We start from the raw sequence: 25,819 nt of genomic DNA on the forward strand, positions 1-25,819 counted from the left end.
CAAGACATTAGCAAATTCGAGCATTGGTTGTATGACGAGAAAGAAGACACGTGGACATGCGCAGCAGGACAGAAACTTCTATTCCGTTATGAAAGTCGAAGCACCACGGAAAGTGGTTATGAAATTACCACTCGCCATTATCGCAGCTTTTCCTGTGAAGGCTGCCCGCTGAAGGAACGATGTACGAAGGCACAAGGCGAGCGTGAAATATGGAATATCTTCGCCTCAAACGACAAGCGAGGGAGCAATTAAAGAGCGAGGATGGATATGCATTATCGGTTCGACGCATGCACGAACCAGAGCGTGTGTTTGGCCAAATCAAGAATAACCGAGGATTCCGCCGGTTCCTGCTTCGAGGCTTGCCGAAAGTCAGCCTAGAGGTCGGGTGGGCTTTCACTTGCCCATCATTTGCTGAAGAAAGCTGCAAAGGATAAAAATCTAAAAATAGCGTTGCAGGTCCACAACGCTATTTTTATGAAATTCACTTTTGTAATTTAGATGCGAGTCATTTCTCTAGCGAGCGAACCTCTTTTGAGACGGCCCCTTCTTGCTTAATGATTTACAATTAAAGCAAAGACAGCTGCAAAAGCCGCTCCCTCATTAGTCTGCCGGACGCTTGCGGCGAGTAATGGGTGCGGATCGTGTCTTTGCCGCGTTCAGCGATCTGGTTGCGCCACACCGGATCTTCGACGAGACGGCGCATATAATCGGCAGCGGCGGGCACATCGGGCTCAGCCCATATTTGATCGCGTTTATACGGCCCCCAGTCCTGGCCGACCTGAACAAGCTTATACGGAACGGGACAAGAATTCGATTCGTTCATGAAGTCGGTATTGCCCGACCAGTTCGTGCCGATAACAGGCTTCCCAAGATACATCGCTTCCGCGAGTCCAAGCCCGAAGCCTTCGGCACGATGCAAGGAAACGAAGCTGTCCGTGCATTGCAGCAGCGAATTGACTTCAATTCTGGACAAGGAGCTGTCAATTAAAAAAATATTGTTATGCTCGGCCGCCAGCGCCCGGACTGGCGCGAAGTCCTCCGGTCTAAATGAGGCATTGTTCAACTTGAGAACGAGACCGACGCGGCTGTCGTTTTTCGGGAATGCAAGCTTGAACGCTTCGATGACCGCTTGCGGATTTTTCCGCGATACCGAGCTTTGCGAATCATACATCATCAGAAATAGAAACCGCCCGCTTGGCAAGCCGAAGTGGCCTCGATTCAGCTCGGGGGCAGGAGTGACGGCCACGCCGTGCGGAATGGTAACGACCGGAACCGGCGATTTGCGGGCGATCGAGTCGGCGACAAACCGGCTGCACACCCATACCTCCTGCACAAGATTGAAAGCATGTGTGAACTCGTCGGGAAATTCGGGCAATTCCCAATGCCAGTAGCCGATATTGTACCGGCTATGCGGCAATGACGGGCCGAAATGCTCCAGTGCCGGACTCATAAAGTCGGCGTTAATATGAAAAAGATTCGTATTGTAAATCGCCTGTTGCAATTCTTTATGCGACCAGCTCGTATCGGCCATTCTTGATGATACTTTGATCGGAAAATCAAGCATGCCAAACGGAATGCCGGCCGCATCCGCCGATCTGGCCGCCAATCTCGCTGATTCGCCAATTCCCATCTCGGCGTGCAAAAAGCCGATAATATTGACGCCTTGCGGAAGCGGCGTTCTAGCGGCAAGCGGTTCAGCCCAATATTCCCGCCGGTTGCGCTGCGCGCTTCGCCGCTGTTTTCTGCGCGGCTTCAGCCTGCGCTTCTGCTTCAGACGAAGCCGAGAACGGCGCTGCCGTTTTTTCCGTTTATGAATCGATATTCGCGGCTTTGCGCGAGCGCGTTTTTTATGTTTGCGTCTTTTCGTAAGCTTAGTCAAATGCTCCCTTCCTCTCTAAAGAGCGGAAATGCGTTCGTCTATATCGTATTCATTGCTTCGCCTGATATGGCAGACACTGGCCCAAAGGCGTAAAAAATCGGCATATAACCCTATTCGCGACATTCCATTCATAATTTTTCCGAAAAAAAGCCAAAATAACGTCAACCTGGAATAGGGAGGTATATCGATGAGCAATGCGCCCAATCCGGGTAAAAAGAGTTTCGGAACGTCGCTGCAAGCGAACGTTGATGCCGTAAGCGCCATGTTTCGCGGCAGCAAAGATCTCGTCATTCGTTATTTAAGCAGCGATGCCGCCCCGGGAAGGGCGATGGCGCTGTTGTTCATCGACGGCATTGTAGATTCAGATACGATCAATACGAACATTATGAATCCGCTCATGTCGGTTTCGTTGCCACCTGATATTTCCGCGAAGGGCGATAAGTTGATCGCTGCGTTAGCTGATTGCGTCATTTCGATCGGGTCGGTACAATCCGTCAAGTCGCCGAACGACGCAGCGGAGCTGATGCTTAACGGGCTTTGCCTGCTGCTTGCCGAAGATTCCTCGGTCGCGTTAATGGCCGACGCAAACGGCGGGGAGCAGCGCTCAGTCACAGTGCCCCAAACGCAAACCGTCATTCGCGGACCGCAGCATAGCTTCACGGAAAATTTAAAGACGAACATAAGCTTGCTTAGGCGCATTATCCGATCCGTCGATTTGCATGTCGATATTCGTACAATCGGCAGACAATCGCATACGAACGTCGGCGTCATTTACATTCACGGACTCGCTGAAGTAGGCGTTGTGCGCGAGGTGTACCGCCGGCTTGAGGAGATCGACATCGATGCCGTGCTGGAAAGCGGCTATATCGAAGAGTTCATTCAGGACGAAACATTTACGTTATTTCCGACATTGCTTAACACCGAGCGGCCGGATACGGTTGCGGCGGAGCTGCTGGAGGGCAAGGTGTCGATTATCGTGGATGGCTCTCCGCTCGCATTGATCGCGCCGACAAGCTTTTTTGCCTTTTTTCAATCGCCGGACGATTTCTATCAGCGGTACGATATAGCTTCTTTTATACGAGTCATCCGCTATACTGCCTATGCTATTTCGATGCTGCTGCCCTCCATCTATATCGCGATAACGACGTTTCATCAGGAAATGCTGCCGACAACGCTCCTCATCAGCTTGGCGGCGCAACGGGAAGGCATTCCTTTTCCCGGCTTGGTTGAAGCGCTGCTAATGGAAATGACCTTTGAGGTGCTGCGGGAGGCCGGACTGCGCATGCCCCGGGCGATCGGACCGGCGATCTCGATTGTCGGCGCTCTCGTTCTCGGGCAATCGGCTGTACAAGCGGGAATTGTCTCTGCCGGCATGGTTATTGTCGTCTCCTTCACAGCGATATCCAACTTTGTAACGCCTGAATTCAATATGGCGGCAACCTCGCGGATCATACGTTTTTTGCTCATGCTGCTCGCAGGAATATTCGGCTTCTTTGGCATTTTTCTCGGCGTGCTGTTCGTTATGGTTCATCTGGCGTCGCTGCGTTCGTTCGGAGTGCCGTATATGACACCGCTCGCGCCGCTCAATATCGGCTTGTTCCGGGATATTTTCTTTCGCATGCCTCGATGGGCAGAAGTGTTTCGGCCGAGCGATATTAGCAAATCCAATCGGAGACGCGGCGGAAGCGGCAAAAAGCCGGAGCATCAGCGTCAATCCAAAAAGCCATAACAAAAGGGGGGCGTGACGGTTGAAAAAAATAATCGGAATTGTACTCGTCGCGCTGATGACCTTGACTTTGACCGGCTGCTGGAATCGGGTTGAGCTCAATGAAATCGCGATTATTTCCGGAACCGCCGTTGACTGGAAGGATGGACAGTTCCAGTTAAGCTATCAGATTGTCATGCCTTCGGCCATTTCGAGTCAAGTAGGCGGTTCGAGTCAAGGAGCGTCGGTCAATGTGTTTTCGACCCAAGGCGACAGCTTGCGAGGCGCAATTAATAAAGCGAGCAGGGAGCTGGCCAGGAGGCTGTATTTTTCCCATAATCAAGTATTGGTCATCGGCGAGAGCGCAGCTGCAAATGGGCTTGATTCCTTGTTTGACGCTTATTTGCGGAATACGGATTCGAGGGAAACGGTCAGTGTCTTTTTGACTAAAGGAAACGGCAGAACGATATTGGAGCAGCTCATTCCGCTCGAGAAAATACCGGGATCGGCCATTCAGCGAATGATGGAAAATGAAAGCCGGAACGGATCTGCCACTAAACAAATGACGATGCACGAAGTATTGGTCGAATTGTTTGGCGCCGCAAAAGCGACGGCTATCCCGGGACTGACAGTGGCGGGTACGCAAGAGAATATGAACGAGACGACGAAGCTCAGTCAGACGAATACGCCTTCAAAGGTAAGGCTTGCGGGAACGGGGCTTCTCTACAAAGACAAACTTTCTGGCTGGCTCACGCCTAAGGAGTCAATCGGCGTAATGTGGATTGCCGATCAGATTAAAAAGACGACGGTGTCGTTCAGTTGCCCAGATTCAGAGTCGCAAGAGAAAAGCTCCGCTATCCGAATCATTTATGCCAAAACAAAGCTAACGCCGAAGCTGATCGACGGTCAATGGAGCATGGACGTCAGCGTCAAAACGCAAGGATCGCTTGTTGAACTGAAATGCGACAATGATATGGGCAAGCCCAAGGAAGTTGCGAAGTTAGAACGGCAAATTGCAGCGGAAATTCAACGCATGATGGAATCAGGCTGGATGGCGCTTAGCGCAACGAAGACGGATGTTGTCGGCTTTGGCAAATTGCTTCGGGAGAAGCATCCGGACGAGTGGAAACAGCTTTCCGCCGATTGGCCGGAAAATTTTGCGGCAATGAAATTGAACTATAAGGTGAAAGTGAAAATTAACTCGACGGGAATGAGCGGGACAAGCTTTAAAAAGACGCAGGAGCAGTCCGGGCCGTAACGGAGGAGGTGAGGAGATCTATGCAAAAGATCGGCAAAAATCAGCTGGCATTCATGATTGTTTTGTTTATGATCGGCAGCACTCCGTTATTTGAGCTTGGCATTAAAGCGAAGCAGGACGCTTGGATGGCGATGACCCTTGCTGCAATTGCCGGCATGCTGATGACCGCTGTGTATGTTCTCCTTCATCGGAGGGCTCCGGAATTCGATTTGGCAGAGCTGTATCATATTCACTTCGGTCGAATAGTTGGAGCTATCGCATCGTCAATAACGGCAATTTGGTTTGCTTATGAGTCCATGCGAAATGTGCGCGATTTCGGCGAATTGACGATGCTTGCGCTGCTGGCATTTACTCCGAAATGGATTGTAATGCTTAGTATTATGACCGTTTCGTACTATACAGTCGGCAAGGGCATCGAAGTGTTTTTTCGCGTCGTGCAAATGCTGTTCCCGATTGCGATATTCAGCTACGCGGTAATCATTGTACTGTTGTTCACGGCCCGCCTTACAGACTTCCATCAGCTGTTTCCGATGCTAGAGAATGGCCTGGGACCGGTGTTTAAGGCGGCGTTCCCTGATTTGATCGCGTTTCCGTTCGGGCAGATGGTCATATTTCTAGTGTTCTGGAAGCATGTGCAGGAGAAAAACAGGCTAATTCGCAAAACCTTTGGCCCGCTGACATTTGTTTCCCTGTTTCTCATTGCAATGAACATTCTCATTATGACCGTACTCGGTCCAACCTTAGCCTCGGTTACTTCTTTGCCGTTGCTGGAGGCTGTGCAGTTAATCCGGTTGGCTAATTTTTTGGAACGTCTCGATATTTTAGTGACGCTGCTGCTGTATATCGGGCTTTATGTGAAAATTACGCTGCTCTATATGGCATCCGTTTTTACGATCAGTTCGGCATTTGGATTCACTTATCGGGCAGTAGTCCTGCCGGTAGGCATCTGCATTTATTTAACGTCGTTTCTGGAGCCGAACAATACGTATCATTTGTGGATCGGACTTGAAGTTTCGTTGAAAATCGTGCCGTTTTTCCAAGTGGTGTTCCCATTGCTCATGTTGATGGTTGGCGTTCGAAGCAAGTTCCGGCAGCAAATCGCATCGTTAAAGTGACTTTTCGAATCGGGTTTGTTATAATGGGGACATTGACGTAACGCGACATATTGTTAGGGGAGCTGGCGGAGGCCGGCTGAGAGGGAGTTCCTTAAACAACTCCGACCCATAACCTGATCTGGGTAATGCCAGCGTAGGAATGGAATTGCGCATCGCTGACAGGAGAAGAGGCCTGTTGGAACGGATGTGCAGAAGAGCTGACTGCATGCATTCTCCGATTGGGAGAATGCTTTTTTTTGTTTCAGGCATTCAAGCGGTATCTCCCCGACTCGTCAATGAAATCATCAAGAATAAGAGGGAGCGGAAGGAAATGAAGAAATTAAACGGTTTAAGGAAATGGAGCAAGCGGACGATTGTTCTGGCGGTCATTACGCTGCTTGCAGGCTGCGGAGCGGTGAACAACAGTAGCGAACAGAAGGAGAGCGAGGCCGGAGCGACCAAAAGCGCGGAATTGGAGAAAGTGAAGCTGGTTCTGGATTGGACGCCAAATACGAATCACACCGGCTTGTACGTGGCAAGAGACAAAGGTTACTTTAAGGAGCAAGGGCTTGAGGTGGAAATCATTCAACCGGGCCAGGACGGCGCTGATAAAATGGTTGCCGCAGGCGAGGCCGAGTTTGGCGTAAGCTATCAGGAATCGTTAACGATGGCGCGTATCGCGGGGATGCCGCTCGTATCGATCGCTGCGGTAATCCAGCATAATACGTCCGGGTTTGCGTCGCCTGTTGATAAAGGAATCGATTCGCCGAAACAATTCGAAGGAAAAACGTACGGCGGCTGGGGCGCTCCTGTTGAGGAAGCCGTCATTGATTCGATCATGCAAGAGGAAAATGCGGACGTAAGCAAAGTCAATATTTTGCCTATTGGCGATGTCGATTTCTTTACGGCGGTGAAGCGGGATATCGATTTTGCCTGGATCTACTATGCATGGACGGGCATTGAAGCGGAGCTTCGCGGCGATAAGCTGAACATGGTTTATTTGACCGATTATAGCGATAAGCTGGATTATTATACGCCAGTGCTGGCGACGAGCGAGAAGCTGATTGCCGAGAAGCCGGAGCTTGTTAAAGCGTTCGTTGCCGCCGCGGCAAAAGGCTACCAATTTGCCATCGAGCATCCGGAAGATGCCGCTGAAGTGCTTATTCATGCGGAGCCGGATTTGAATGCGGAACTTGTGCGCGCCAGCCAGAAGTGGCTGAGTCCGAAATACAAAGACGACGCGCCGCGCTGGGGAGAGCAAAAGCTGGACGTATGGAAAAACTATGCTTCGTGGATGTATGACCACAAGCTGCTTGAGAAGGAGCTTGAAGCGGAGAAGGCGTTTACGAACGATTTTTTGCCGCAATAACTTGATTGCCGATTAAGAATGCAGAAATGAAGATCGGATAAGGGGAGAGCTATAATGGCAAACGCATTAGTCAGCATTCAAATATTGCCGACAACGCCTGGGGGAGAAAGCGTTATTCCTTATGTTGACCGCGCTATTGAAATTATTAAAGCATCCGGCGTCGCTTACCGGGTTGCGCCGCTTGAAACGACGATGGAAGGCGAGCTTGGCCATTTGCTCGGCATTGTGCAGGAGATGAGCGAAGCGATGGCGGAGCTCGGCTGTCCTTCCGTCATTTCGCAAGTGAAAATTTACTACAATCCGGCGAACGGCGCTTCGATGGGAAGGCTGCTGGAGAAATATCCGGATGGACAATAATCGAAGCCTGCGGAGGCTGATCGGTCCGCCGGTATTTGTAATCGCATTGCTGTTTATCGTATGGGAGGCGGCAGTTGATCTCGGAAATGTTCCGAGCTGGCAGCTGCCGTCGCCCTCGGCTATCTTGCATGAAGGCGTTGCCGTATGGCCGCGCCTGATGGACCATACGGCAGCGACGCTTACGCTGACGGCAATCGGTTTTGCAGGCGGAGCGGCGGCGGGCTTTGTGCTCGCCGCTTTGCTGCATCTTTTGCCCGGCGCACGCAGGGCAGTGTACCCGCTTCTTGTGCTGTCCCAGAACGTGCCGGTAGTCGCGCTGGGACCGTTGTTGACGCTATGGCTCGGTTACGGCCTGCTGCCAAAACTGGTGCTTGTCTGGCTCGTATGTTTTTTTCCAGTTTCGGTATCGATGCTGTCCGGCCTTACGGATACCGACCCGACCTTGCGTAATTATATGCAAATGATTGGAGCATCCAAATCGCAGCTGTTCTGGCGCATGGAGCTGCCGAATGCGGTGACGCATTTGTTCTCCGGATTGAAAATCGCCGCGTCCTACGCTGTGCTGAGCGCCGTTGTGGCTGAGTGGATCGGCTCTCAAAAAGGGTTGGGACACTTTATGCTGCTGTCGTCTAAAGGGTACGAGGCAGACCGCGTATTTGCCGCAGTATTCCTCATTGTGGCGTTAAGCTTGACCATGTTCGGGTTAGTGGCGGGCGCGGAGAAGCTGATCGTTCGCTGGCGCCCCGCGGAAGAAAGGGGCGGCGCTTAATGGCAAAGGAGACAAAGAACGCTGCACTCGAGCTGAAATCGGTTTGCAAGAGCTTTGGGAGAGCAGGATCGCCATCTTATAAGCAAGTATTGACCGACCTCAGTCTGGAGGTAGCCGATGGCGAATTCGTAACCATAATCGGTCCTTCGGGCAGCGGAAAGACGACGCTGTTTCAACTCATTGGCGGATTGCAGCCGTTGACGAAGGGCGAGATATGGATCGGCGGCCGCGAGACGACGGGCTTGCGCGGCAATATTTCCTATATGCCTCAACAGGCAGCGCTTATGCCCTGGCTGTCTGTGCGCAGCAATATTGAGCTGGCGCTGCAGATTGCAGGAACGGCGAAGAAAGCTGCGAAAGCAGCGGCAGAGGAGTGGCTGGCGCGAATCGGATTGGACGCGTATGCGGACGGTTATCCGCATACGTTGTCGGGCGGCATGCAGCAGCGCGTATCGTTTCTGCGCGCACTGCTGTCGCCGCAGCCTCTCATGCTGCTGGATGAGCCTTTCGGCGCGCTTGATGCAATGACGCGCCAGCAGATGCAGCGCTGGCTGCTGTCGATTTGGGAAGCGAATCGACGCTCGGTGCTGTTCGTGACGCACAGCATCGAGGAGGCGCTTCTGCTGTCCGACCGGATTGTTGTGCTGTCGGCCGCGCCAGCGATTGTTGTGGAACATTTGACGGTGCCGTTCGCAAGACCTCGCGCCGAGTCGCTCTGGACCGATCCTGCGTTTAACGCGATGAAGCAGCATATTTACGATCTGCTTCAGCAGACGCCGAAAGAGGAGGGTTAGCCGCATGTATCGGGGAATTGACGCGCATATCCATCTGGATAAATATGAGCCGGCAGAACGCCAGCCGATGCTTGATTTAGCTTTTGAAAGCGGCATTGCAGCGGTTATAGCCGTATCTATGGATGAGCGTTCCTGCGAGGAGACGAGGCGGCTTGCGCAGCTGAATTCGGGCAGGGTGCATCCGGCTTACGGCTTTCATCCGGAGCAGCCTCTTCCCGATGAAGCATCATTTGAGCGGTTGTTTGGTTGGATTCGAGCCCGCCATCTGGCGGGCGAAGCGTTTGCTATCGGTGAGGTGGGCTTGCCTTATTATTCGCGAACGGAATGCGAAGAAAAAGGCGAGCCGTTCGACGAGGCGCCTTATGTTGCGCTGCTTGATCGCTTCGCTGCGCTCGCGGCCGAGTTGGATCGGCCGCTGGTGCTGCACGCGGTTTACGAGGATGGAGCGAAAGCTTGTGAAATAGCGGCACGGCATGGCGTTCGCCGTGTTCATTTTCATTGGTTCAAAGGCGACAAGGAGACGATCGCAACGATGATCGAGCGCGGTTATCGCATATCGGTCACGCCGGATGTCGCTTATGAAATAGAAATTCAGCAGCTGGTTCGCGATTATCCGCTCGAGCTTATGATGATCGAGACGGACGGACCGTGGCCTTTTGAAGCCGAATTTGCCGGAAGGCGAACGGAGCCGGTTATGGCGCTCGAATCCATTGCCCGGATTGCCGCGCTAAAACAGCAGGATCCGGAGGTTGCGGCGCGGATTTTGCTCCGAAATACAGCCGAATTTTACGGAATAGAATTAATGGACAGATAGACGGGGGCTACTCGTCTATTTCTTTTTGTAAAACCTTTATTGGAAAAATCCACTAACTTATGCTTGTTCGCCTTGATTTGGGGCTCTATGATGGAAAAACCCACTAACTTTCGCCCGTTCGCCTCAATCTGGAGCTCTATATTGGAAAAATCCACTAACTCGCGTCAAACCGCTTAAAGTGAGGCTCTATCCACTAAAAATCCACTAACTTTACCCGCCCCCATAACAATAATGAAAAATAGCCTTCGACACAGACGCTAATGCCTAGGTCAAGCCGTTACCTTTTGAATCATCCAAAATATGCTATATAAAACGCACGGGATATAGGAGGATATCGATGGTATCAATCGGGGTGTTTTGGGGCTACTCCTTCGCTGCATCGTTTGACAAGGAAGGGATAGGCAGATACTTCTTTCGCTTAATAGAAGGTATGCTCTCGAAGCAAGTCTATCAAATGAAAATAGCGTTTCAAGAATGCAACCGCGAAGAAATCGTCCGCGTTCTCCAGCCGCTGAAAGACATTTACGGCGATAAGCTGGAGCTGATTCGGTTCATTAACGTGCCGGAATTGAACATGCGGGCTAAAGTCGATCTTTGGATTGTGCCTTATGTGGGCTTGGAAAATGCGCTTCAGCTTGAAAAGCCTTATTTGCTCTGTCTGCATGACCTTGTGTACCGCCATCCGATCATGAGCGATATTTACCGTTCGAAGCATCCTGAAGCTTGCGCTCAATTGGATCGTCTCGCTCCGTTAATGTGCGCGAAGGCGGTTGCTGTTATTTTCAATTCGGAATATATTTTGCAATTTGACGGATTGCAAGGGATGGGACTGCCGAAATGGAAAACAGCGCTCATCCGCACATCCGCGCCGGTAGAAGAATTTCAGTTGTTCGGGTTAATGACGGAGCGTGCGCTTCGGCAAAAATATAACTTGCATCAGCCGTATTTCTTGTTCCCTTCCGCTGTGCGCTATCATAAAAATCATGACCGCCTCGTTCAAGCTTTTTTAAATTTCCTTCATTCGAGGGAAGGGCGCCGTTCGAACGTACAGCTCGTTTTCACCGATTTGCTTCACAATCATCCGATGGGAGTCGAAATCGAGAAGATCATAATGAGCTGCGGCATCGTATCCTATCGCAATCAAATTCGCTTTATCGGCCGCATCCCGTCGCAGGATTTGCCCAGTTTATACCGTTATGCGAAAGGGACGATCGTGCCTACGCTGTTTGAGGGCAACGTCCCTTTCCCGCTGCTGGAATCTTTAACGATGGATACGCCGCTTGCGGTCAGCCGAATTCCGGTGACGACGGAGCTTGTAAAAAATTTGGATCATTTCATTCATTTCGACCCGTATTCGGTAACGGAAATGCAGGAGGCAATATCGAAGCTGTGGCAAGCGGACGAATCGGTTGTGAAACGGCAGCAGCATGAGCTTCGCGACGTGCTCAAGCGAAGATGGTCCGATGTGGCAACGGAATACGGCAATGTCATCAGCAATGTGCTTAACGCTTTAAAGTAGAGGAGGGGGCGAATGGCTGCAACGAGCCGAAAAGACTTCATCGCGGCAATTGCCTCGACGGTCGTTCAAGTAAGCCGTGAGGGAGCGATTCTTCTGCCCTCGGTTAGGCTTGCGCAATGCTTGCTGGAGACTGGCGGCGTTATTCATCCATGGTACAATCTGGGCGGCATCAAGGCGAACGGCGTTCCGAACAAATATTGGCATGGCGATGCCGTCGTAAAAGGGACGTGGGAGCATGTCGATGGACGAAACGCGGATATGAAAGCCGCATTCCGCGCTTACAGCAGTGTGTATCATTATATGAAGGATCAGGAGCTGCTGCTCGCCAAGCCGCGCTACGATCGGGTGAAAGCGGCAGGGACTCCAGAAATGCAGGCGCAAATGCTCCGAGTTTGCGGCTATGCGACAGACCCTTCCTATGAAAGTAAACTGATATCGATCATTAACCAATACGGTTTACAACAATATGATATCGTAGCTTCCTCGGCGCCGGTCGATAGACCGTCTCTAACCGGACCGTTGAAAGGCGCGGCTGCTGCGCCGATATTAAGGAACGGCCTCGTCGTTTCGAATGGCTGGCGATTGTCTGGCGGCACCGTATGGGTGCCGGTCCGCAAGCTTGGCGAGTCGCTCGGCGGAGCGGTTGGATGGACCGGCACAAAGGCGACGGTTAATGGCACGGAGCTGGATACGCTGCTTGATGTCCGCACCGGCTATGTGGCCGTGCGGTCGCTGGCCGCCGCTTTGGGCATGCAGGCGGTATGGGAGCAGCAGACCGGAACGGTCACGCTGAAAAAATAACGGTTGCATTAGCGCGAAGCAACGCGCGCTTGCGCCAAAATAAATAAAAGCCCCGGCAAGGGGCTTTTGGCGTTATTTACCATTACGGTCGAATCGTTACTCTCGTGTGGATGGGCACAATTTGCGACAGGGCGACGACATCCTCGTTGTACATGCGAATACAGCCATGCGACACCAGCCGTCCAATGGAGGATGGATCATTCGTTCCGTGAATGCCGTAATGCGGCTTGGACAGTCCCATCCAAAAGGCGCCAAAAGGCCCTCCGGGATTCGGTTGTTTGTTTATAATTGTAAATTCGCCGGTTGGCGTCTGTGTGACCATGCGCCCTATGCCGACCGGAAACGAACGGACGACGATGTTTCCATCGAGCAAATGAAGCATACGGTCCGATAAGTCGACGATGATGCGGTATACGGGCATCGCTGCTGTCCACCTCTTTTTATCGGGATCTTTGAGCTCAAACATCTATATGAGCAAAGAAGCGATGCCGACACGGCTCTATTGAAGATGGGCTAGACTGCAGCTGTTTGACGACCGCGAGAAATAACGAAAGAATAAAACCCGATGTCATAAACGATGATCTTATCCCATCCAATTTCCTCCTAATCGTTATGACTCAGCTTAAATAGGTTACAACATATGTAATTAAAATGGAATCATTTAGGCGGAATTGAGTATGCGGAAATTGCCGGAAAGTTGAAAAAAATGTAACAATATCTGATTCTAAAAGGAAGTTTCGACTTTGGCAGGAATTGGCCGTTATGTCTCCGAAATGTACCATTTTATGCTTATAGAAGGAGGTGCGTCGTGCTCGATTCAGGCAAAGGCAGCAGAAGGTACATGCCAGGATTGGACGGCCTGCGCGCTCTCGCGGTGCTTGCCGTCATCGCTTACCATCTCCGTATTCCAGGCATGGAAGGCGGTCTGGTTGGCGTAACGATCTTTTTCGTGCTGTCCGGTTATTTGATTACCGATATATTGCTCATTCAAAGAGAACAGCACGGCGGCTTTGCCTTGCGGCTGTTCTGGATAAGGCGAGCTAGAAGATTGCTTCCGGCGATGCTGCTCATGCTTGCGCTAAGTTCGCTATGGTTGATCGCGAGCGATGCAAGCAGGCTTCTGTCCTTAAGGGACGAGCTGTTGTCCGGACTTGTCTATATGTATAATTGGCAAATGATTGCTCAGCAAGTTTCGTATTTCGAAAGCTTTGGACCGCCTTCTCCGTTCGGTCATATCTGGTCGCTGGCGGTGGAGGAGCAGTTTTATGTTGTTTGGCCGTTGGCCTTGGCTCTCTTGATTCGAATGGTCAAACGACGCGGCAAGCTTGTTCTTTGGCTGCTTGGCGGCGCGGCTTGCTCGGCAATGATGATGGCCATGCTCTATCACCCCGGCGAAGACCCGAGCCGAGTGTATTACGGAACGGACACGAGGGCATTTGCTTTGCTGCTTGGTTCTGCTTTAGCGGTTGTATGGCCGAGCCGCAGATTGTCGACCCGTTTGGACAAGCGCGGCAGTCAGGTGCTGGATGGGATCGGCATCGCCAGCTTGGCGGTACTTCTATTATTTATTTTGAGGGTGGGCCATTACAGCCCGTTTCTTTACCGAGGAGGCATGTTTGCCGCTGCTGTCGCGACGGCTGCGCTCACTGCAGTGCTCGCGCATCCAGCAAGCAGGCTTGGTAAATTAGCAAGCGGATTGAAATGGATTGGCGTCCGCTCCTACGGCATCTATTTATACCATTACCCGATCATCGTGCTGACGACGCCGCTTGCAGAGTCGCAGCAATTTCATCTGCTGCGTTCTTTGGCGCAGATGACGGCAACATTATTGCTTGCCGAGCTATCTTATCGGTTCGTCGAAATGCCGATTCGCCAAGGGGAATTAGCGAGCATGGTCACTCAGTTTCGCAGGCGAACCGGCCTAGTGAGGCTAGGTAAGGAATCTGTCGTTGCCATCGTTGCTTTAGTCGTGCTTGGGGCTTGCCTGGCAGCCAATTCCGACAATGGCCAACTGTTGAAGGTTAAAGCGGAGGCAGCCGAAACCGTGTCGACGGCTGCTGCGGATGCGATTGAACCTTTGGCAAGCGCGGAACAAATAGACAGCGAGGCAACGCCAACTCCAGAGCCTGCCCCTGTACAAACAATGGCTGCGACTGCAGGTGCTTCGTCACAACCGTCGGTCGTGCTTCAAGGCGACCGGATAACCGTAATAGGCGACTCGGTCATCTTGGGCGTCGTTTCGCACTTAGAGAAACGAATCCCGGGCATTGGGATTGATGGAAAAATCGGAAGGCAGCTTAAACAGGCGAATGCTGTTGTGGAGCAATTGAAAGAAGACGGACGTTTGGGCGAAACGGTCGTTATCGAGCTCGGCTCCAATGGCGCGTTTACGAATAAGCAGCTAACCGCTCTTATAAGCGCAATCGGCGATGACCGGCGCATAATGCTGATCAATACGAGAGTGCCGAAGGAATGGCAAAACACCGTCAATGAGATGCTTTCGGAAACGGCGGAAGCAAGTGAAGGCCGTGTTGAGCTGGTGGACTGGTTTGCGGCGAGCGAACAAGAAGAGGGCTATTTTGCCGATGACGGCGTTCACTTGACAAGGACCGGCGCTGAAGCGTATGCCGATATGTTGATGCAGTCGCTTCTTCAATAAAAAAATGGATTGCCGCAAGCTGCCGTTGGCCAGCCGTGGCAATCCATATATGTGTAGACGGCGGCTTGTACGACAGGCAGCCGTTTTTTTATTCGCTGGCGCCGAACAAGTAACTCGTTATTTTGGATATGTGGACAATGCAAATAAAATCAAGAAACAGCAGAATTGTGCCTTCGAATGCGGATATCGTCCCGTCATAGGCGAATAAAACGATCGACACCGCAGCAAGCCACAGATTCATAAGAATATACTCATAGAGCATTTTCACCGCTTCCAACGCCCCTTTCCCCGTAAACTCCTCCTACCATATATAATGATTTTATATCGCAATCGTGCATGTTATGTTGAAAATAGATTCGTGCAGGCCGAGGCGGTTGCGGAGCAAAAAAAATCGACCCTTGCCTTTCGGCAAGGGTCTTTCATGGGAGAGGAGAAACCGGACGAAGAGCTTATGGGGAAACGTAAGTCTTCTCCGCGGTTGTCTACGGCATCTTCCGACGCCGATGATTTTATCTTGTCCGCTTTGTGGGGGAATATACCTTCTCGGCCAAAAAAATATAGAACCATGACTGAAACGAGAGCAGAGCTTTTTCAACGAAAGGAAATTATGGTACGATAGCTTGGACAGCAAATGAAGGGGGCAAAAAGCAGTGAGAGTCATTGCGGGCGAGGCGAAAGGCCGCACGCTAAAGGCGGTTCCCGGGATGAATACGCGGCCTACGACGGATAAAGTGAAGGAAGCCATATTCAGCATGATTGGGCCGTATTTCGACGGCGGGTATGCGCTGGATTTGTTCGCGGGCACAGGCGGGCTCGGAATCGAAGCTTGGAGCCGCGGAGTTGCCAAGACGGTCTTTATCGACCGCGAGAAAATAAGCGTTGACATTGTGCGGCACAATACGGAAGCGGCAGGGATGGGAAGCGCGGCGGAAATTTACCGCAACGACGCGGAGCGGGCAATCAAGCTGCTGGAGAAGCGGGGTATCGCTTTCAAGCTTGTTTTTCTCGATCCGCCTTATCGGATCACGACGATGGACGAGCTAATGGTTGATTTGGCTGATCGTTCGATGCTGGAGGATGGCGCAGTGATCGTAGTCGAACATGATGCGGCCCATGAATACCCGGAGCATATCGAGCGGTTCGAGCAGATGAAGAAAACGAAGTACGGCGATACGGCAGTGACCATCTATCGATACATAGCTAACGGCAGCAAGAATGGAGGACTTGAAGATGCAAGCGAATGAGCAAGGAACTGCGGCTCAGCAATTGCGAATCGCTGTATATCCGGGAAGCTTTGATCCGGTTACGTACGGCCATTTGGACATTATCCGCCGTTCGGCGAAGCAATTTGACCAGCTAATCGTAGCTGTATTGAATAATACGAGCAAAAACCCGCTTTTTACGGTGGAAGAGCGCAAAGAAATGCTAAGAGAAGTGACGAGCGATATTCCGAACGTGACAATTGACAGTTTCCGCGACCTGACCGTACGTTTTGTGAAATCGCGCCAGGCAAATGTCATTATCCGCGGCATCCGCTCGGTGACGGATTTTGAATATGAGCTGACTCTCGCTTCAACGAATCGGCTTCTTGACAGCGAGATCGATACGATATTTATGATGACGAATCCAAAATATTCGTATTTGAGCTCCAGCATCGTAAAGGAAATCGCAATGTTCAAAGGGTACGTATCTGAGCTGGTGCCTGAAGAGATTGAAAAGCGTCTGGATGAAAAGTTTAAGTCCAGATCATAGCCGATTGCGGTGGGGTACGAGCTTTGCCAGCAGCATAATTGCGCTGGATACGGCAGCGAGCAGGCTTGCGGAGATAAGCGCGTACGGCCACATCGCAGGCAGATCGCCCGCCGCAAAAGAAATCGGCGAAATGAATCGGTCGCCATGCGAAAGCATGGCGGCTTCTGTTTTTTCGCCTGCTGCGTGAACGAGCGCGGATAATGCTGCCATCGCCGGCTTCCAAAGCAGCAGCGCGAATAATGCCGCGTGTGCGGCGTGAAGCACCCGCGCTCCGATAAACGGGAGCAGCTTGAGTCCTGTGCCGGCGATTGAATAGCCGGCCTGAAGGATAGCGCTGACGCCGCTCCACGCCAGTGCAGCGGCGATGAGCGCAACGTTGACCGCTGCGCCGGGCAGCGGCAGCAGTCCGCTGTTTCCTTGCCAGACAGCAGCCGCATAAGCGCCGATATGGCTTTCCAGCAAAGCTGGAAGCGCGACGTCAAGCGTTCCGTTACCTGCGGCGAGCTGAAACAGAGACTGAGCCAAGCGGGCGATTACGGCGGCAAATATCATAAAGCCGCCGATCGCCATAAGCTTCTGCACGCTGTTGTAAACGGCATCCCCAAGCGCTTTTCCAAAACTACGGCCGTCTTGCTCGCGAGCTGCGAGTATTGCGGCGGCAGTATCGGCGAATAAGCCGAGCGACGGATTATCGGAAGAGAGTCCTTCCTGCGTTGATTTATCGTCCTTCTTGCTGCGCTTGCGGAAGGCAGTCAGCAAGAAGGATGTCCAGAGGGCGGAAAGCCATACAGCAGCTGTGATCAAGACGCCTAGCTCCGGGCGATGCAGGAAACCGGCTCCGATGACGATAATCATAAACATCGGATTGGGTACATGCGACAAAGCAAGCAGCCGCTGGCCTTCTCCGACAGTTATTTTATGCTGCTTTCGCAGCGTTGCCGTGGCGTCGGCTCCAGCCGAAAAACCGGCTGACCAGCCGAATAAAAGAGGCATTGCACTTTCGCCGGGCAGCTTGAACAGCTTGCGCATCGGCGTGCGCAACAGGACGCCGAAACCGTGAACAAGCCCAAAAGCGCATAACAGTTCATATAAAACGAGAAACGGCAGCAAGCCGGGAAATACAATGTTCCACCAGATCGTCAATCCTTGCAGCGAAGCTTGAAATGCGGCGTCTGGCATGCGGATGACGGAGCCGATCAAAGCGAGAGACAAAAAGGCGAGCATAATCGTCCGGGACATAGCTAATCAACTCCAAATGCGCGTATATTGACGGCTTGCCCAAAGGCCCGCCGATTATAAATAGTACGCGCGGAGGGACAAGGTTAGACCAGGGCCGAATCGAACAAAAGAGCAGGAGGACGCAGGATGGATATTCAGCGTAAGCAAACGGCAATGCGTACGATTGCGCTTGCGGCAGCAACAGCCCTGTTTATGTGGTTTATTTTGTATGCGCCTTCTCCGTTTGTCATTTATGAGCCGGGAATTGCCGCTCCAGCCAAGCCGATGGTGCTTTTGAACAACAAAGCTGACAGCAAGGCGGATGCGAGAAGCGCCGCCCAAGATAGCGGAGCCTTTATGATCACAACCGTTAAATTGTCGGAGGTGAATTATTGGGAAGCGCTTCGCGCCAGCTGGAGGCCGAATGCCGAAAGCTTGGCCAAACGCAACGTGCTGAGAGGATATTCCAACGAGCAGTACTTGCGGCGGATGAGCGTTATTATGACGGGTTCGCAGCATGACGCTGTCGAAGCAGCTTATCGCTATGCGAAAATTCCTTATCATTCCGTCGCCGAATCGGTCGCCATTACGGATTCAAACGAGAAGAGCCCCGAAAGCTTATTAGCGGGTGATATCGTACTAAAACTTAATAATGCCGAAATTTATAGCATGAAAGACATCGAGGAAGCTTTAAAGCCAAATCGTCGCGGAGAACAAGTGACAGCCGAGGTTCAGCGAAGCGGGAAAATCGTTCGCTTGATATTGCCGACGAACCGGGATGGCAGCGAACTGAAGGAAGAAGCCGTACCGGGATTGCCTGGGGAGGTGAGGCTGTCGGAAATTCGCAGCTTGCAGCCAAGAGACGGGCGGATGTCGCTTACCGTCAATGCGGGAGAGATTGGCGGCCCGTCGGCGGGACTGATGTTCGCCCTGCAGGCGGTCGATTTGCTGACGGAGGGCGAGTTGTCGGGCGGGTTGAAAATAGCCGGTACAGGCACAATTGAGCCTTCCGGGAAAGTCGGCGCAATCGGCGGGATCCGTTACAAAATTGTCGCTGCCGATCAGGCTGGCGCGCAGCTGTTTATCGCGCCAGCCGAAAACTACAAAGAAGCTGCTGCGAAGGCGAAAGCAATCGGCAGCTCCATGCGCGTTATTTCGGCAACAACGTTATCGGAAGCTGTTGCCGCCATCGCGCTGCAGCAGCCTAAAGCATAATCGGCTTGTCCGTGTAATCGCGGAACATCGAGGCCGCCGAATCGTTGCCGGATTGGCCTAGCATATAAACAGCGGTCGCTTGCGTATCCAGCTCCAAATAGCGGTATGGCGTCTCGGTTCTGGCTGCGCTCAGCAATACGGGGAGCTTCGCTTCCTTGCGCATGCGGCGAAGAAGCCCGCGGCCTTTCTCCGTAAAGCCGAGGACCCGAATATATTCGACGCCGGCGGAAAGCTTGTCTGCAGTAAAATCCTCTTTCCGATGTCCAAGCAATATCGACAGCAGCGCACGCTGCAGTTTGGTTCTCGTATATCGTTTCGTTTTGATCAGATCGATAAACGGTTCGAAATCGAAGCTTTGAAGCGACGGAAGCGCCCCGAGCATTCGATGCTCCAATCCTTCGGTCATCTCACGCATTTCTGCCAACTGTCGAGGCGAACGGGTGACGATGCCGTGAAGCAGCGGGGCTGTGAACTCGGTCCAGCTGACCGGGCTTCTGCCGGCCGTCCATTCCCTTGCCATGACGTCATAGGTCGTTTCGGGAACGTATGCTTTGCAATCGGCAAGCTGCCGCTGCTCCAGCAGCAGTTTGCGAATGGCGGTGGCGCTTGCGATTTTCTGGTCAGTGACGGTTGTTTGGTTATAGTCTGATTTTTCTCGGCGCAGCGTATGCGGCTCCATGGCTCCGCCGATGCGTTCGAGCGCGATTAAGTAATGAAGGCCGAGCGTATGGTTCGGCTGGGCGAACGGGAAGCTGGCGGCTCGATCATTGCCGATGGATTGCAAATACGCCGATACGGCGGCGCTGTATGCGCTCGGATAAGCAGCGCCTTCGGCGAGCGCCCCCTTAAGCATCGACTGGAAAGCCGGAGGCTCATTTGCGATGACGCGGGCCGCTTCGCGGAGCGGATCAAGCTCTCCGCTTTCTGTGCCGAAACAGAAGGCGTCCACGACACCGGTTGCTTCAAGCAACGAGACAGCTCCGTATGCGAACCATTCGGCTGCTTGCGTTGCGTATGCGGCCGGCAGCTCGATAATGAGATCGCAGCCTCCGCGAAGCGCAGTTTCGGTTCGCGCCCACTTGTCCATGACAGCAGGCTCTCCGCGCTGCAGGAAATTTCCGCTCATGACGGCCACAACCGCTTCAGCGCCCGTTATTTTTTGCGATTGCTGCAAATGATATTGATGTCCGTTATGAAACGGGTTATACTCGACAATTAGTCCCACTGTACGCATGCGCTTTGTCCACCTTTTGGATATATGTCCCATCATAGCATAGAGAGGGCGGCAGATTCACGAAGCGAATACGAATGGTGTGAAAATGTTGACAAAACCTTGCCTAAATAGCTATAATAAATTTTGTTTGTTTGGGGTGATCTGATGCAGTTTCATATTCGAGAAACAATGTCCAAAGGGTTAAGAGAAAAGGTCGAGGAATCGATCGACGTATCTGCCCTGTTCGCAGGACGCAGCGATGTTATTCGCACGGGTCCGCTCCAGGTGTCGCTTCAAGTGACGGGGGGAGAAGACGTTATTGCGGTCGATGGCGAATTGTCCATCGATTGGGAGCTGGCTTGCTCGCGTTGTCTTGAACCGGTACAAGAGCACACGGTTATTCCGATCCATGAGCAGTTTAAACCGGCATCCGAATCGGACGGGGAAAACTTCGAAGAGGACGAGGATGACGACGTCATTGCGGTTGAAGGGGACAAACTGGACCTCAAACCTATCGTGGAAGAGGCCGTTCAACTCTTCATGCCTTTTGCGCCACTATGCAGTGACGATTGCAAAGGTCTCTGTCACAATTGCGGACAGAACTTGAATGAACATACATGCGGCTGCAAGACCGAGAAGATTGATCCTCGTCTGGCAGTGCTGAAGGATTTGTTCAAAGAAGAACAATAGCGTAAAAGCTACCGATTTTGTGAAGGAGGTGGGAAAGATGGCAGTACCTCAAAGAAGAACGTCCAAAACTCGCCGCGACAAACGTCGTACGCATTTCAAACTGGCTGTGCCGGGTATGGTTAAATGCGAGCAATGCGGAGAGCTGAAATTGGCTCACCACGTATGCAAAGTGTGCGGATACTACAAAACGAAAGAGATTATTGCTCAATAATCTTGGGGATTCCCACAATAATAGCACTTCATTGCGATGAGGTGCTATTTTTATTACCGCCGGTTAGTACCAGGTTATAATATCAGCTACATATCATGACAGCGAATAATGGACAAATAAATTAGGCGTACCGAATCGCCAAAAACATTTTGTCTTAAAATAAGAAGTGAGTCACTATAATGTAAAGGTGGTGCCGACAATCGAACGTATGCCCAAACGGCAGCGGCATCAGCTGCTGGCCCGGCTGATTGAAGAAAATCCGTTCATGACTGACCGGGAGCTGACCCGCCATTTGAAAATAAGCATTCAGACGATTCGATTGGACCGGATGGAGCTCGGAATTCCCGAGCTGCGGGAGCGCATGAAGCTGATGGCTGAGCGCTCGTACGATTCGGTTCGGTCGCTGCCGCTGCATGAGGTGATTGGCGACATCGTCGATTTGCAGCTTGATAAAAGCGGCATCTCGATTTTTGAAATACGCGATGAGCATGTTTTCTCCCGCACCGGCATTGCCCGAGGCCATCATGTGTTCGCGCAGGCGAACTCGCTGGCGGTTGCGATTATTGATGATAAAATCGCGCTCACGGTAACGGCGGATATCCGTTTCATAAGGCCGGTCAAGCTTGGCGAGAAATGCATTGCCAAAGCTTATGTTCGTTCCATTTCCGGCGAGCGCAATAAATCGAAGGTTGAACTGTTTACTTACGTAGGCGATGAGATGGTCTTCCAAGGCAATTTCGTCATTTATCGTTCCGCGGGAGATGCGGAAAACGAAGGAGGAGACGGACATGCGGATCGCCATTGACGCAATGGGCGGCGACCACGCTCCCGGTCAAATTGTGCTGGGAGCGCTAGAAGCGGCAAAGGAGTGGCCGGATACGGAGCTTGTGCTCGTAGGAGACACTGCCGTAATTGAAAAGCTGCTCCAAGAGCAAAAACCGGCAAATCTCATTCTTCTGCACGCGGACGAGGTTATCGGGGCGGATGACGAGCCGGTAAAAGCGGTGCGCCGCAAAAAAGGCTCCTCAATGGTAGTGGCCGGGCAGCTTGTGAAAGACGGTCAGGCGGATGCGATGCTGTCGGCTGGCAATACCGGCGCGCTTATGACGACGGGGCTGCTCGTCGTTGGCCGCATGGACGGGATTGAACGTCCGGCGCTGGCTCCGATGCTGCCGACGATGGATGACATCGGCGTGCTTGCGCTCGATCTTGGCGCCAATATGGACGCTAAGCCGGAGCATCTTCTGCAATACGCAATTATGGGCAGCATTTATCGGTCCAAGGTTCATGGCCTCAAAAATCCTCGCGTCGGCTTGCTAAATGTCGGCACCGAGGAAAAGAAAGGCAATGAGCTTACTAAAGCCGCCTATGATTTGCTCGCGTCAGCACCGATCCATTTTATCGGCAATGTGGAATCTCGCGATATTTTGCAGCGCAGCTGCGACGTTCTCATCTGTGACGGCTTTGCGGGCAATATTATGCTCAAGTCGATGGAAGGAACGGCAGGAGCGTTGTTGAATTATTTGAAGGAAGCGTTCGGCGAGTCGATGATGACGAAGCTTGCGGCGGCGATCATGCTGCCGAGGCTGAAAAAGCTGAAGAAAAAGATGGATTACAAGGAGCACGGAAGTGCGCCGCTGCTTGGTCTTAACGGGCTAGTCATGAAATGCCACGGTTCATCCGACAGCGTTGCGGTAAAGAACGCGGTTCGCCAAGCGCGAACGGCGATCGGCGCCCGGCTGACAGATGCGATTACGGCGGAAATAAGCGGGAAGTGAGTGTGTTAGCGTGAATTTACATCCTGTAGGCATTATTGGAACGGGAAAATATGTACCCGATCGCATTTTAACGAATCAAGAACTGGAACAAATGGTTGAAACGAACGATGAATGGATCGTTACCCGTACCGGCATCCGCGAGCGCAGGCTGGCGGCTGAGGAGCAGGCAACCTCTGATCTCGCTTATGAAGCTTCGCGTATTGCGATTGAAGCGGCTGGCTTGACGGCGGAAGACATCGATCTCATCCTTGTGGCGACGATAACGCCGGATATGTTTTTCCCTTCGACCGCTTGCCTTCTGCAAGATAAGCTTGGCGCAAAGCGGGCGGCGGCATTCGATTTATCCGCGGCATGCTCGGGCTTTATTTACGGTCTGGCTACTGCATCGAGCATGATTGCTACCGGCATGTACAAGCATGTGCTTGTTGTTGGCGCGGAAACATTGTCGCGCATTACCGATTACACAGACCGCAACACTTGCATTCTGTTCGGCGACGGCGCGGGCGCAGTTGTGCTCGGTCCTGTACCGGAAGGACGCGGATTCAAATCGTTCGTGCTGGGCGCGGACGGCAGCGGCGGCGAGCTGCTTAAAGTAAGCGGCGGCGGTTCCCGTACGCCGGCTACGGCTGACAGCATTGAATCGAAGCAGCACTATATCCATATGGCAGGCAACGACGTATTTAAGTTCGCCGTGCGCATTATGGGCGGAGCTGCGGAAGAAGCGCTTGAAAAAGCCGGCTTGACGAAAGAAAATATTGATTTGCTCGTGCCGCATCAAGCGAATATCCGTATTATTCGTTCGGCGCTTTCCCGTCTGGAATTGCCGGAGGAGAAAGCGATGATCAATCTGGACAAGTACGGCAACGTATCGGCGGGATCGATTCCGATTGCGCTGGCTGAAGCGGTCGAGGAGGGCCGAGTGAAGGAAGGCGATTGCCTGGTGCTCGTCGGCTTCGGCGGCGGCCTTACTTGGGGCGCTTCGGTGTTGAACTGGTAACGGAGGGAATGAAAGATAATGAGTAAAACAGCTTTTGTATTTCCCGGTCAAGGAGCGCAAGCGGTCGGAATGGGCAAAGACGCTTACGATTCAGCGGAAAGCGCGCGCGTCATTTTCGAGCAGGCCGACGAAGCGCTTGGCTTGGCGATTAGCGACATTATTTTTAACGGCCCGGACGAGCTGTTGAAGCAAACGGCGAATACCCAGCCTGCACTGCTGACGGTCAGCGTTGCCTTGCTTAAAGCGTTGGAAGGCCGAGGCCTTACGCCGGATTATGTGGCCGGACACAGTCTTGGCGAATACAGCGCGCTCGTTGCAGCTGGCGTGCTGTCGTTCGCTGATGCTGTTCGCACGGTTCGCGCGCGCGGCGAATTTATGGAACAGGCCGTTCCAAGCGGGCAAGGCGCAATGGCTGCCGTTCTTGGGGCTGAGCGCGACGCGCTTGCGGCGTTATGCGCCAAAGTAACGGAAGAGGGCGCTGCGGTGGAGCTTGCCAACGTGAACTGCCCTGGACAAATTGTCGTCTCCGGAACTGCAGCAGGCGTACAAGCAGTCGTCGAGCGCGGCAAAGAGGAAGCCGGCGCTAAGCGGGTCATTCCTCTTGAAGTCAGCGGCCCGTTCCACTCTTCGTTGATGAAGCCTGCAGCCGACAAGCTTGACGGCGTTCTTAACGGCGTAAGCATGGGCGACGCTGCAGTACCCGTGGTGGCCAATGTTACGGCTTCAGAGGTTACGGAAGCTTCCGCTATTCGCAGTTTGCTGGTGGAACAGGTATATTCACCTGTTTTATGGGAAGACAGCGTTCGCTACTTGATCGATCAAGGCGTCGACCATTTTGTCGAAATCGGCTCGGGAACTGTTCTGGCAGGACTGATCAAGAAGATCGACAAAAATGTGCGAGTTACTTCGATTAACAGCGCAGCTGCAATTGAAGCTTTGGGTTAATACTTATTGATGTCGAAGGAGGGTATGCTATGTTTGCCAGTCTGGAAGGCAAGAAAGCTCTTGTGACGGGCGCGTCGCGCGGAATCGGCAGAGCGATTGCGATTGCGCTAGCGGAAGCGGGCGCGGACGTTGCAATCAACTATTCCGGCAGCGAAGCAGCCGCAGCCGAGACGGCGCAAGCGGTTGAGGCGCTTGGACGCCGCGCGATTATTTTGAAAGCCAACGTCGGCAAAGCGGATGAATTCGAAGCGATGGTGAAAGAAACTGTCGAACAATTCGGCGCGCTCGATATTTTGGTGAATAACGCGGGCATTACAAGAGATAATTTAATTATGCGCATGAAGGAAGAGGAATTTGATCAAGTCATCGAGACGAACCTAAAAGGCGTCTTTAACGGGATCAAAGCGGTTACCCGCACGATGATGAAGCAGCGTTCGGGCCGAATCATCAACATTTCCTCTGTCGTCGGCGTGCTCGGCAACCCGGGGCAAGCCAATTATGTCGCTGCGAAAGCAGGCGTAATCGGTTTGACGAAGGCGAGCGCGCGCGAGCTGGCTTCGCGGGGCATTACGGTCAACTGCATCGCTCCGGGCTTTATTCAGACGGACATGACTGACAAGCTGTCTGAGGAGACGCGCGAATCGCTCTCCAAAGAAATACCGCTTGCTCGCCTCGGCGGGCCGGAAGATATCGCGAACGCGGTTCGTTTCCTGGCCTCCGATGCTGCTTCTTACATGACAGGACAGACCGTGCATGTAGACGGCGGAATGTACATGTAAGCA

26 protein-coding genes, 1 pseudogene and 1 riboswitch are annotated in these 25,819 nt (G+C 52.5%); of the genes and pseudogenes, 22 read left to right on the top strand and 5 right to left on the bottom strand.

The features are described from left to right. Nucleotides 1-498, top strand: a pseudogene (locus tag GOM71_RS25135) (transposase); the annotation flags it as partial. A 67-nt stretch (nt 499-565) separates the two neighbouring features. On the opposite strand, the gene GOM71_RS10195 reads toward GOM71_RS25135, so the two are convergent. Next, the gene (locus GOM71_RS10195) at nt 566-1,879 is read right to left on the bottom strand and encodes a glycosyltransferase family 4 protein (RefSeq protein ID WP_253944789.1); all 1,314 of its coding nucleotides are present in this window, start codon (nt 1,877-1,879) and stop codon (nt 566-568) included. Between the two features lie 187 nt (nt 1,880-2,066). Between GOM71_RS10195 and GOM71_RS10200 the strand changes: the two genes are divergently transcribed. From GOM71_RS10200 to GOM71_RS10245, 10 genes are all read left to right on the top strand, one after another. Then, nucleotides 2,067-3,608: a spore germination protein gene (locus GOM71_RS10200; RefSeq protein WP_156280604.1), complete on the top strand. Its 1,542-nt coding sequence runs from the start codon at nt 2,067-2,069 to the stop codon at nt 3,606-3,608. 19 nt (nt 3,609-3,627) lie between these two features. Next, a complete protein-coding gene (locus tag GOM71_RS10205; protein ID WP_156280606.1) occupies nt 3,628-4,842 on the top strand; it encodes a Ger(x)C family spore germination protein in 1,215 nt (404 codons plus the stop codon). A 20-nt stretch (nt 4,843-4,862) separates the two neighbouring features. After that, nucleotides 4,863-5,957 carry a GerAB/ArcD/ProY family transporter gene (locus GOM71_RS10210; protein WP_156280608.1) on the top strand — a complete coding sequence of 365 codons (1,095 nt, stop codon included), beginning with the start codon at nt 4,863-4,865 and terminating at the stop codon, nt 5,955-5,957. A 45-nt stretch (nt 5,958-6,002) separates the two neighbouring features. Further along, nucleotides 6,003-6,114, top strand: a riboswitch (TPP riboswitch). A gap of 153 nt (nt 6,115-6,267) precedes the next feature. Beyond that, nucleotides 6,268-7,305, top strand: a complete 1,038-nt coding sequence (locus GOM71_RS10215) for an ABC transporter substrate-binding protein (RefSeq protein WP_156280610.1) — start codon at nt 6,268-6,270, stop codon at nt 7,303-7,305. Between the two features lie 54 nt (nt 7,306-7,359). Beyond that, entirely contained in the window at nt 7,360-7,662 is a 303-nt protein-coding gene (locus GOM71_RS10220; RefSeq protein WP_156280613.1) for a thiamine-binding protein, read from the top strand. Next, on the top strand, nt 7,652-8,431 hold the full coding sequence (locus tag GOM71_RS10225) for an ABC transporter permease (RefSeq protein ID WP_156280615.1): 780 nt from the start codon (nt 7,652-7,654) through the stop codon (nt 8,429-8,431). The genes GOM71_RS10220 and GOM71_RS10225 overlap by 11 nt, the downstream gene beginning before the upstream one ends. Next, nucleotides 8,431-9,225 carry an ABC transporter ATP-binding protein gene (locus tag GOM71_RS10230; RefSeq protein ID WP_156280619.1) on the top strand — a complete coding sequence of 265 codons (795 nt, stop codon included), beginning with the start codon at nt 8,431-8,433 and terminating at the stop codon, nt 9,223-9,225. Before GOM71_RS10225 ends, GOM71_RS10230 begins: the two co-directional genes overlap by 1 nt. 4 nt (nt 9,226-9,229) lie before the next feature. Then, nucleotides 9,230-10,039, top strand: coding sequence for a TatD family hydrolase (locus tag GOM71_RS10235; RefSeq protein ID WP_156280621.1), 810 nt, complete (start codon nt 9,230-9,232; stop codon nt 10,037-10,039). 337 nt (nt 10,040-10,376) lie between these two features. After that, entirely contained in the window at nt 10,377-11,558 is a 1,182-nt protein-coding gene (locus GOM71_RS10240) for a glycosyltransferase (RefSeq protein ID WP_156280623.1), read from the top strand. 12 nt (nt 11,559-11,570) lie between these two features. Beyond that, nucleotides 11,571-12,359 (top strand): glucosaminidase domain-containing protein, encoded by a 789-nt coding sequence (locus GOM71_RS10245; protein WP_156280625.1) that lies wholly within the window; start codon nt 11,571-11,573, stop codon nt 12,357-12,359. Between the two features lie 82 nt (nt 12,360-12,441). Here GOM71_RS10245 and GOM71_RS10250 read toward each other — a convergent pair whose 3' ends face one another. After that, nucleotides 12,442-12,780, bottom strand: a complete 339-nt coding sequence (locus GOM71_RS10250; protein ID WP_156280627.1) for a L,D-transpeptidase — start codon at nt 12,778-12,780, stop codon at nt 12,442-12,444. Between the two features lie 387 nt (nt 12,781-13,167). On the opposite strand from GOM71_RS10250, the gene GOM71_RS10255 reads away from it, so the two are divergent. Further along, nucleotides 13,168-15,018: an acyltransferase family protein gene (locus GOM71_RS10255; RefSeq protein ID WP_367649542.1), complete on the top strand. Its 1,851-nt coding sequence runs from the start codon at nt 13,168-13,170 to the stop codon at nt 15,016-15,018. A gap of 88 nt (nt 15,019-15,106) precedes the next feature. Here the strand turns inward: GOM71_RS10255 and GOM71_RS10260 are convergent, their stop codons facing one another. After that, nucleotides 15,107-15,286: a hypothetical protein gene (locus GOM71_RS10260; protein ID WP_156280629.1), complete on the bottom strand. Its 180-nt coding sequence runs from the start codon at nt 15,284-15,286 to the stop codon at nt 15,107-15,109. A gap of 382 nt (nt 15,287-15,668) precedes the next feature. Here GOM71_RS10260 and rsmD point away from each other — a divergent pair, with 382 nt between their 5' ends. Next, complete coding sequence (gene rsmD / locus GOM71_RS10265) at nt 15,669-16,262, top strand: 16S rRNA (guanine(966)-N(2))-methyltransferase RsmD (RefSeq protein WP_367649543.1); 594 nt, start codon at nt 15,669-15,671, stop codon at nt 16,260-16,262. Continuing rightward, complete coding sequence (gene coaD, locus GOM71_RS10270; protein ID WP_156280631.1) at nt 16,249-16,770, top strand: pantetheine-phosphate adenylyltransferase; 522 nt, start codon at nt 16,249-16,251, stop codon at nt 16,768-16,770. The genes rsmD and coaD overlap by 14 nt, the downstream gene beginning before the upstream one ends. Here the strand turns inward: coaD and GOM71_RS10275 are convergent. After that, entirely contained in the window at nt 16,765-18,009 is a 1,245-nt protein-coding gene (locus GOM71_RS10275; RefSeq protein WP_156280633.1) for a nucleoside recognition domain-containing protein, read from the bottom strand. The genes coaD and GOM71_RS10275 overlap by 6 nt on opposite strands. A 126-nt stretch (nt 18,010-18,135) precedes the next feature. Here GOM71_RS10275 and GOM71_RS10280 point away from each other — a divergent pair, with 126 nt between their 5' ends. After that, complete coding sequence (locus tag GOM71_RS10280; RefSeq protein ID WP_156280635.1) at nt 18,136-19,203, top strand: S16 family serine protease; 1,068 nt, start codon at nt 18,136-18,138, stop codon at nt 19,201-19,203. Here GOM71_RS10280 and GOM71_RS10285 read toward each other — a convergent pair. After that, on the bottom strand, nt 19,193-20,437 hold the full coding sequence (locus GOM71_RS10285) for a nucleotidyltransferase (protein ID WP_156280637.1): 1,245 nt from the start codon (nt 20,435-20,437) through the stop codon (nt 19,193-19,195). The genes GOM71_RS10280 and GOM71_RS10285 overlap by 11 nt on opposite strands. Nucleotides 20,438-20,605: 168 nt before the next feature. Between GOM71_RS10285 and GOM71_RS10290 the strand changes: the two genes are divergently transcribed. The 7 genes from GOM71_RS10290 (at nt 20,606) to fabG (ending at nt 25,816) form a co-directional block, all read left to right on the top strand. Continuing rightward, nucleotides 20,606-21,106 carry a YceD family protein gene (locus GOM71_RS10290; RefSeq protein WP_253944790.1) on the top strand — a complete coding sequence of 167 codons (501 nt, stop codon included), beginning with the start codon at nt 20,606-20,608 and terminating at the stop codon, nt 21,104-21,106. Nucleotides 21,107-21,143: 37 nt separating this feature from the next. Further along, on the top strand, nt 21,144-21,317 hold the full coding sequence (rpmF, locus tag GOM71_RS10295; protein WP_042160385.1) for a 50S ribosomal protein L32: 174 nt from the start codon (nt 21,144-21,146) through the stop codon (nt 21,315-21,317). 208 nt (nt 21,318-21,525) lie between these two features. After that, complete coding sequence (fapR, locus tag GOM71_RS10300; protein ID WP_156280952.1) at nt 21,526-22,122, top strand: transcription factor FapR; 597 nt, start codon at nt 21,526-21,528, stop codon at nt 22,120-22,122. Continuing rightward, a complete protein-coding gene (gene plsX, locus GOM71_RS10305) occupies nt 22,106-23,095 on the top strand; it encodes a phosphate acyltransferase PlsX (RefSeq protein ID WP_156280641.1) in 990 nt (329 codons plus the stop codon). The genes fapR and plsX overlap by 17 nt, the downstream gene beginning before the upstream one ends. Before the next feature lie 10 nt (nt 23,096-23,105). Then, nucleotides 23,106-24,092, top strand: coding sequence for a beta-ketoacyl-ACP synthase III (locus GOM71_RS10310; RefSeq protein WP_367649544.1), 987 nt, complete (start codon nt 23,106-23,108; stop codon nt 24,090-24,092). Nucleotides 24,093-24,110: 18 nt separating this feature from the next. Then, complete coding sequence (gene fabD, locus GOM71_RS10315; RefSeq protein WP_156280643.1) at nt 24,111-25,037, top strand: ACP S-malonyltransferase; 927 nt, start codon at nt 24,111-24,113, stop codon at nt 25,035-25,037. Nucleotides 25,038-25,066: 29 nt separating this feature from the next. Further along, nucleotides 25,067-25,816, top strand: coding sequence for a 3-oxoacyl-[acyl-carrier-protein] reductase (gene fabG / locus GOM71_RS10320; RefSeq protein WP_156280645.1), 750 nt, complete (start codon nt 25,067-25,069; stop codon nt 25,814-25,816). Nucleotides 25,817-25,819 lie beyond the last annotated feature (3 nt).

The organism is Paenibacillus sp. NEAU-GSW1, from assembly GCF_009737085.1.
Classification (GTDB): Bacteria; Bacillota; Bacilli; order Paenibacillales; family Paenibacillaceae; genus Pristimantibacillus.

Coding starts and splice junctions, on each gene's coding strand:
- GOM71_RS10200 (WP_156280604.1), top strand. CDS start 2,067: ATGAGCAATGCGCCCAATCCGGGTAAAAAGAGTTTCGGAACGTCGCTG.
- GOM71_RS10210 (WP_156280608.1), top strand. CDS start 4,863: ATGCAAAAGATCGGCAAAAATCAGCTGGCATTCATGATTGTTTTGTTT.
- GOM71_RS10215 (WP_156280610.1), top strand. CDS start 6,268: ATGAAGAAATTAAACGGTTTAAGGAAATGGAGCAAGCGGACGATTGTT.
- GOM71_RS10220 (WP_156280613.1), top strand. CDS start 7,360: ATGGCAAACGCATTAGTCAGCATTCAAATATTGCCGACAACGCCTGGG.
- GOM71_RS10225 (WP_156280615.1), top strand. CDS start 7,652: ATGGACAATAATCGAAGCCTGCGGAGGCTGATCGGTCCGCCGGTATTT.
- GOM71_RS10230 (WP_156280619.1), top strand. CDS start 8,431: ATGGCAAAGGAGACAAAGAACGCTGCACTCGAGCTGAAATCGGTTTGC.
- GOM71_RS10235 (WP_156280621.1), top strand. CDS start 9,230: ATGTATCGGGGAATTGACGCGCATATCCATCTGGATAAATATGAGCCG.
- GOM71_RS10240 (WP_156280623.1), top strand. CDS start 10,377: ATGGTATCAATCGGGGTGTTTTGGGGCTACTCCTTCGCTGCATCGTTT.
- GOM71_RS10245 (WP_156280625.1), top strand. CDS start 11,571: ATGGCTGCAACGAGCCGAAAAGACTTCATCGCGGCAATTGCCTCGACG.
- GOM71_RS10250 (WP_156280627.1), bottom strand. CDS start 12,780: ATGCCCGTATACCGCATCATCGTCGACTTATCGGACCGTATGCTTCAT.
- coaD (WP_156280631.1), top strand. CDS start 16,249: ATGCAAGCGAATGAGCAAGGAACTGCGGCTCAGCAATTGCGAATCGCT.
- GOM71_RS10275 (WP_156280633.1), bottom strand. CDS start 18,009: ATGTCCCGGACGATTATGCTCGCCTTTTTGTCTCTCGCTTTGATCGGC.
- GOM71_RS10280 (WP_156280635.1), top strand. CDS start 18,136: ATGGATATTCAGCGTAAGCAAACGGCAATGCGTACGATTGCGCTTGCG.
- GOM71_RS10285 (WP_156280637.1), bottom strand. CDS start 20,437: ATGCGTACAGTGGGACTAATTGTCGAGTATAACCCGTTTCATAACGGA.
- GOM71_RS10290 (WP_253944790.1), top strand. CDS start 20,606: ATGTCCAAAGGGTTAAGAGAAAAGGTCGAGGAATCGATCGACGTATCT.
- rpmF (WP_042160385.1), top strand. CDS start 21,144: ATGGCAGTACCTCAAAGAAGAACGTCCAAAACTCGCCGCGACAAACGT.
- fapR (WP_156280952.1), top strand. CDS start 21,526: ATGCCCAAACGGCAGCGGCATCAGCTGCTGGCCCGGCTGATTGAAGAA.
- plsX (WP_156280641.1), top strand. CDS start 22,106: ATGCGGATCGCCATTGACGCAATGGGCGGCGACCACGCTCCCGGTCAA.
- fabD (WP_156280643.1), top strand. CDS start 24,111: ATGAGTAAAACAGCTTTTGTATTTCCCGGTCAAGGAGCGCAAGCGGTC.
- fabG (WP_156280645.1), top strand. CDS start 25,067: ATGTTTGCCAGTCTGGAAGGCAAGAAAGCTCTTGTGACGGGCGCGTCG.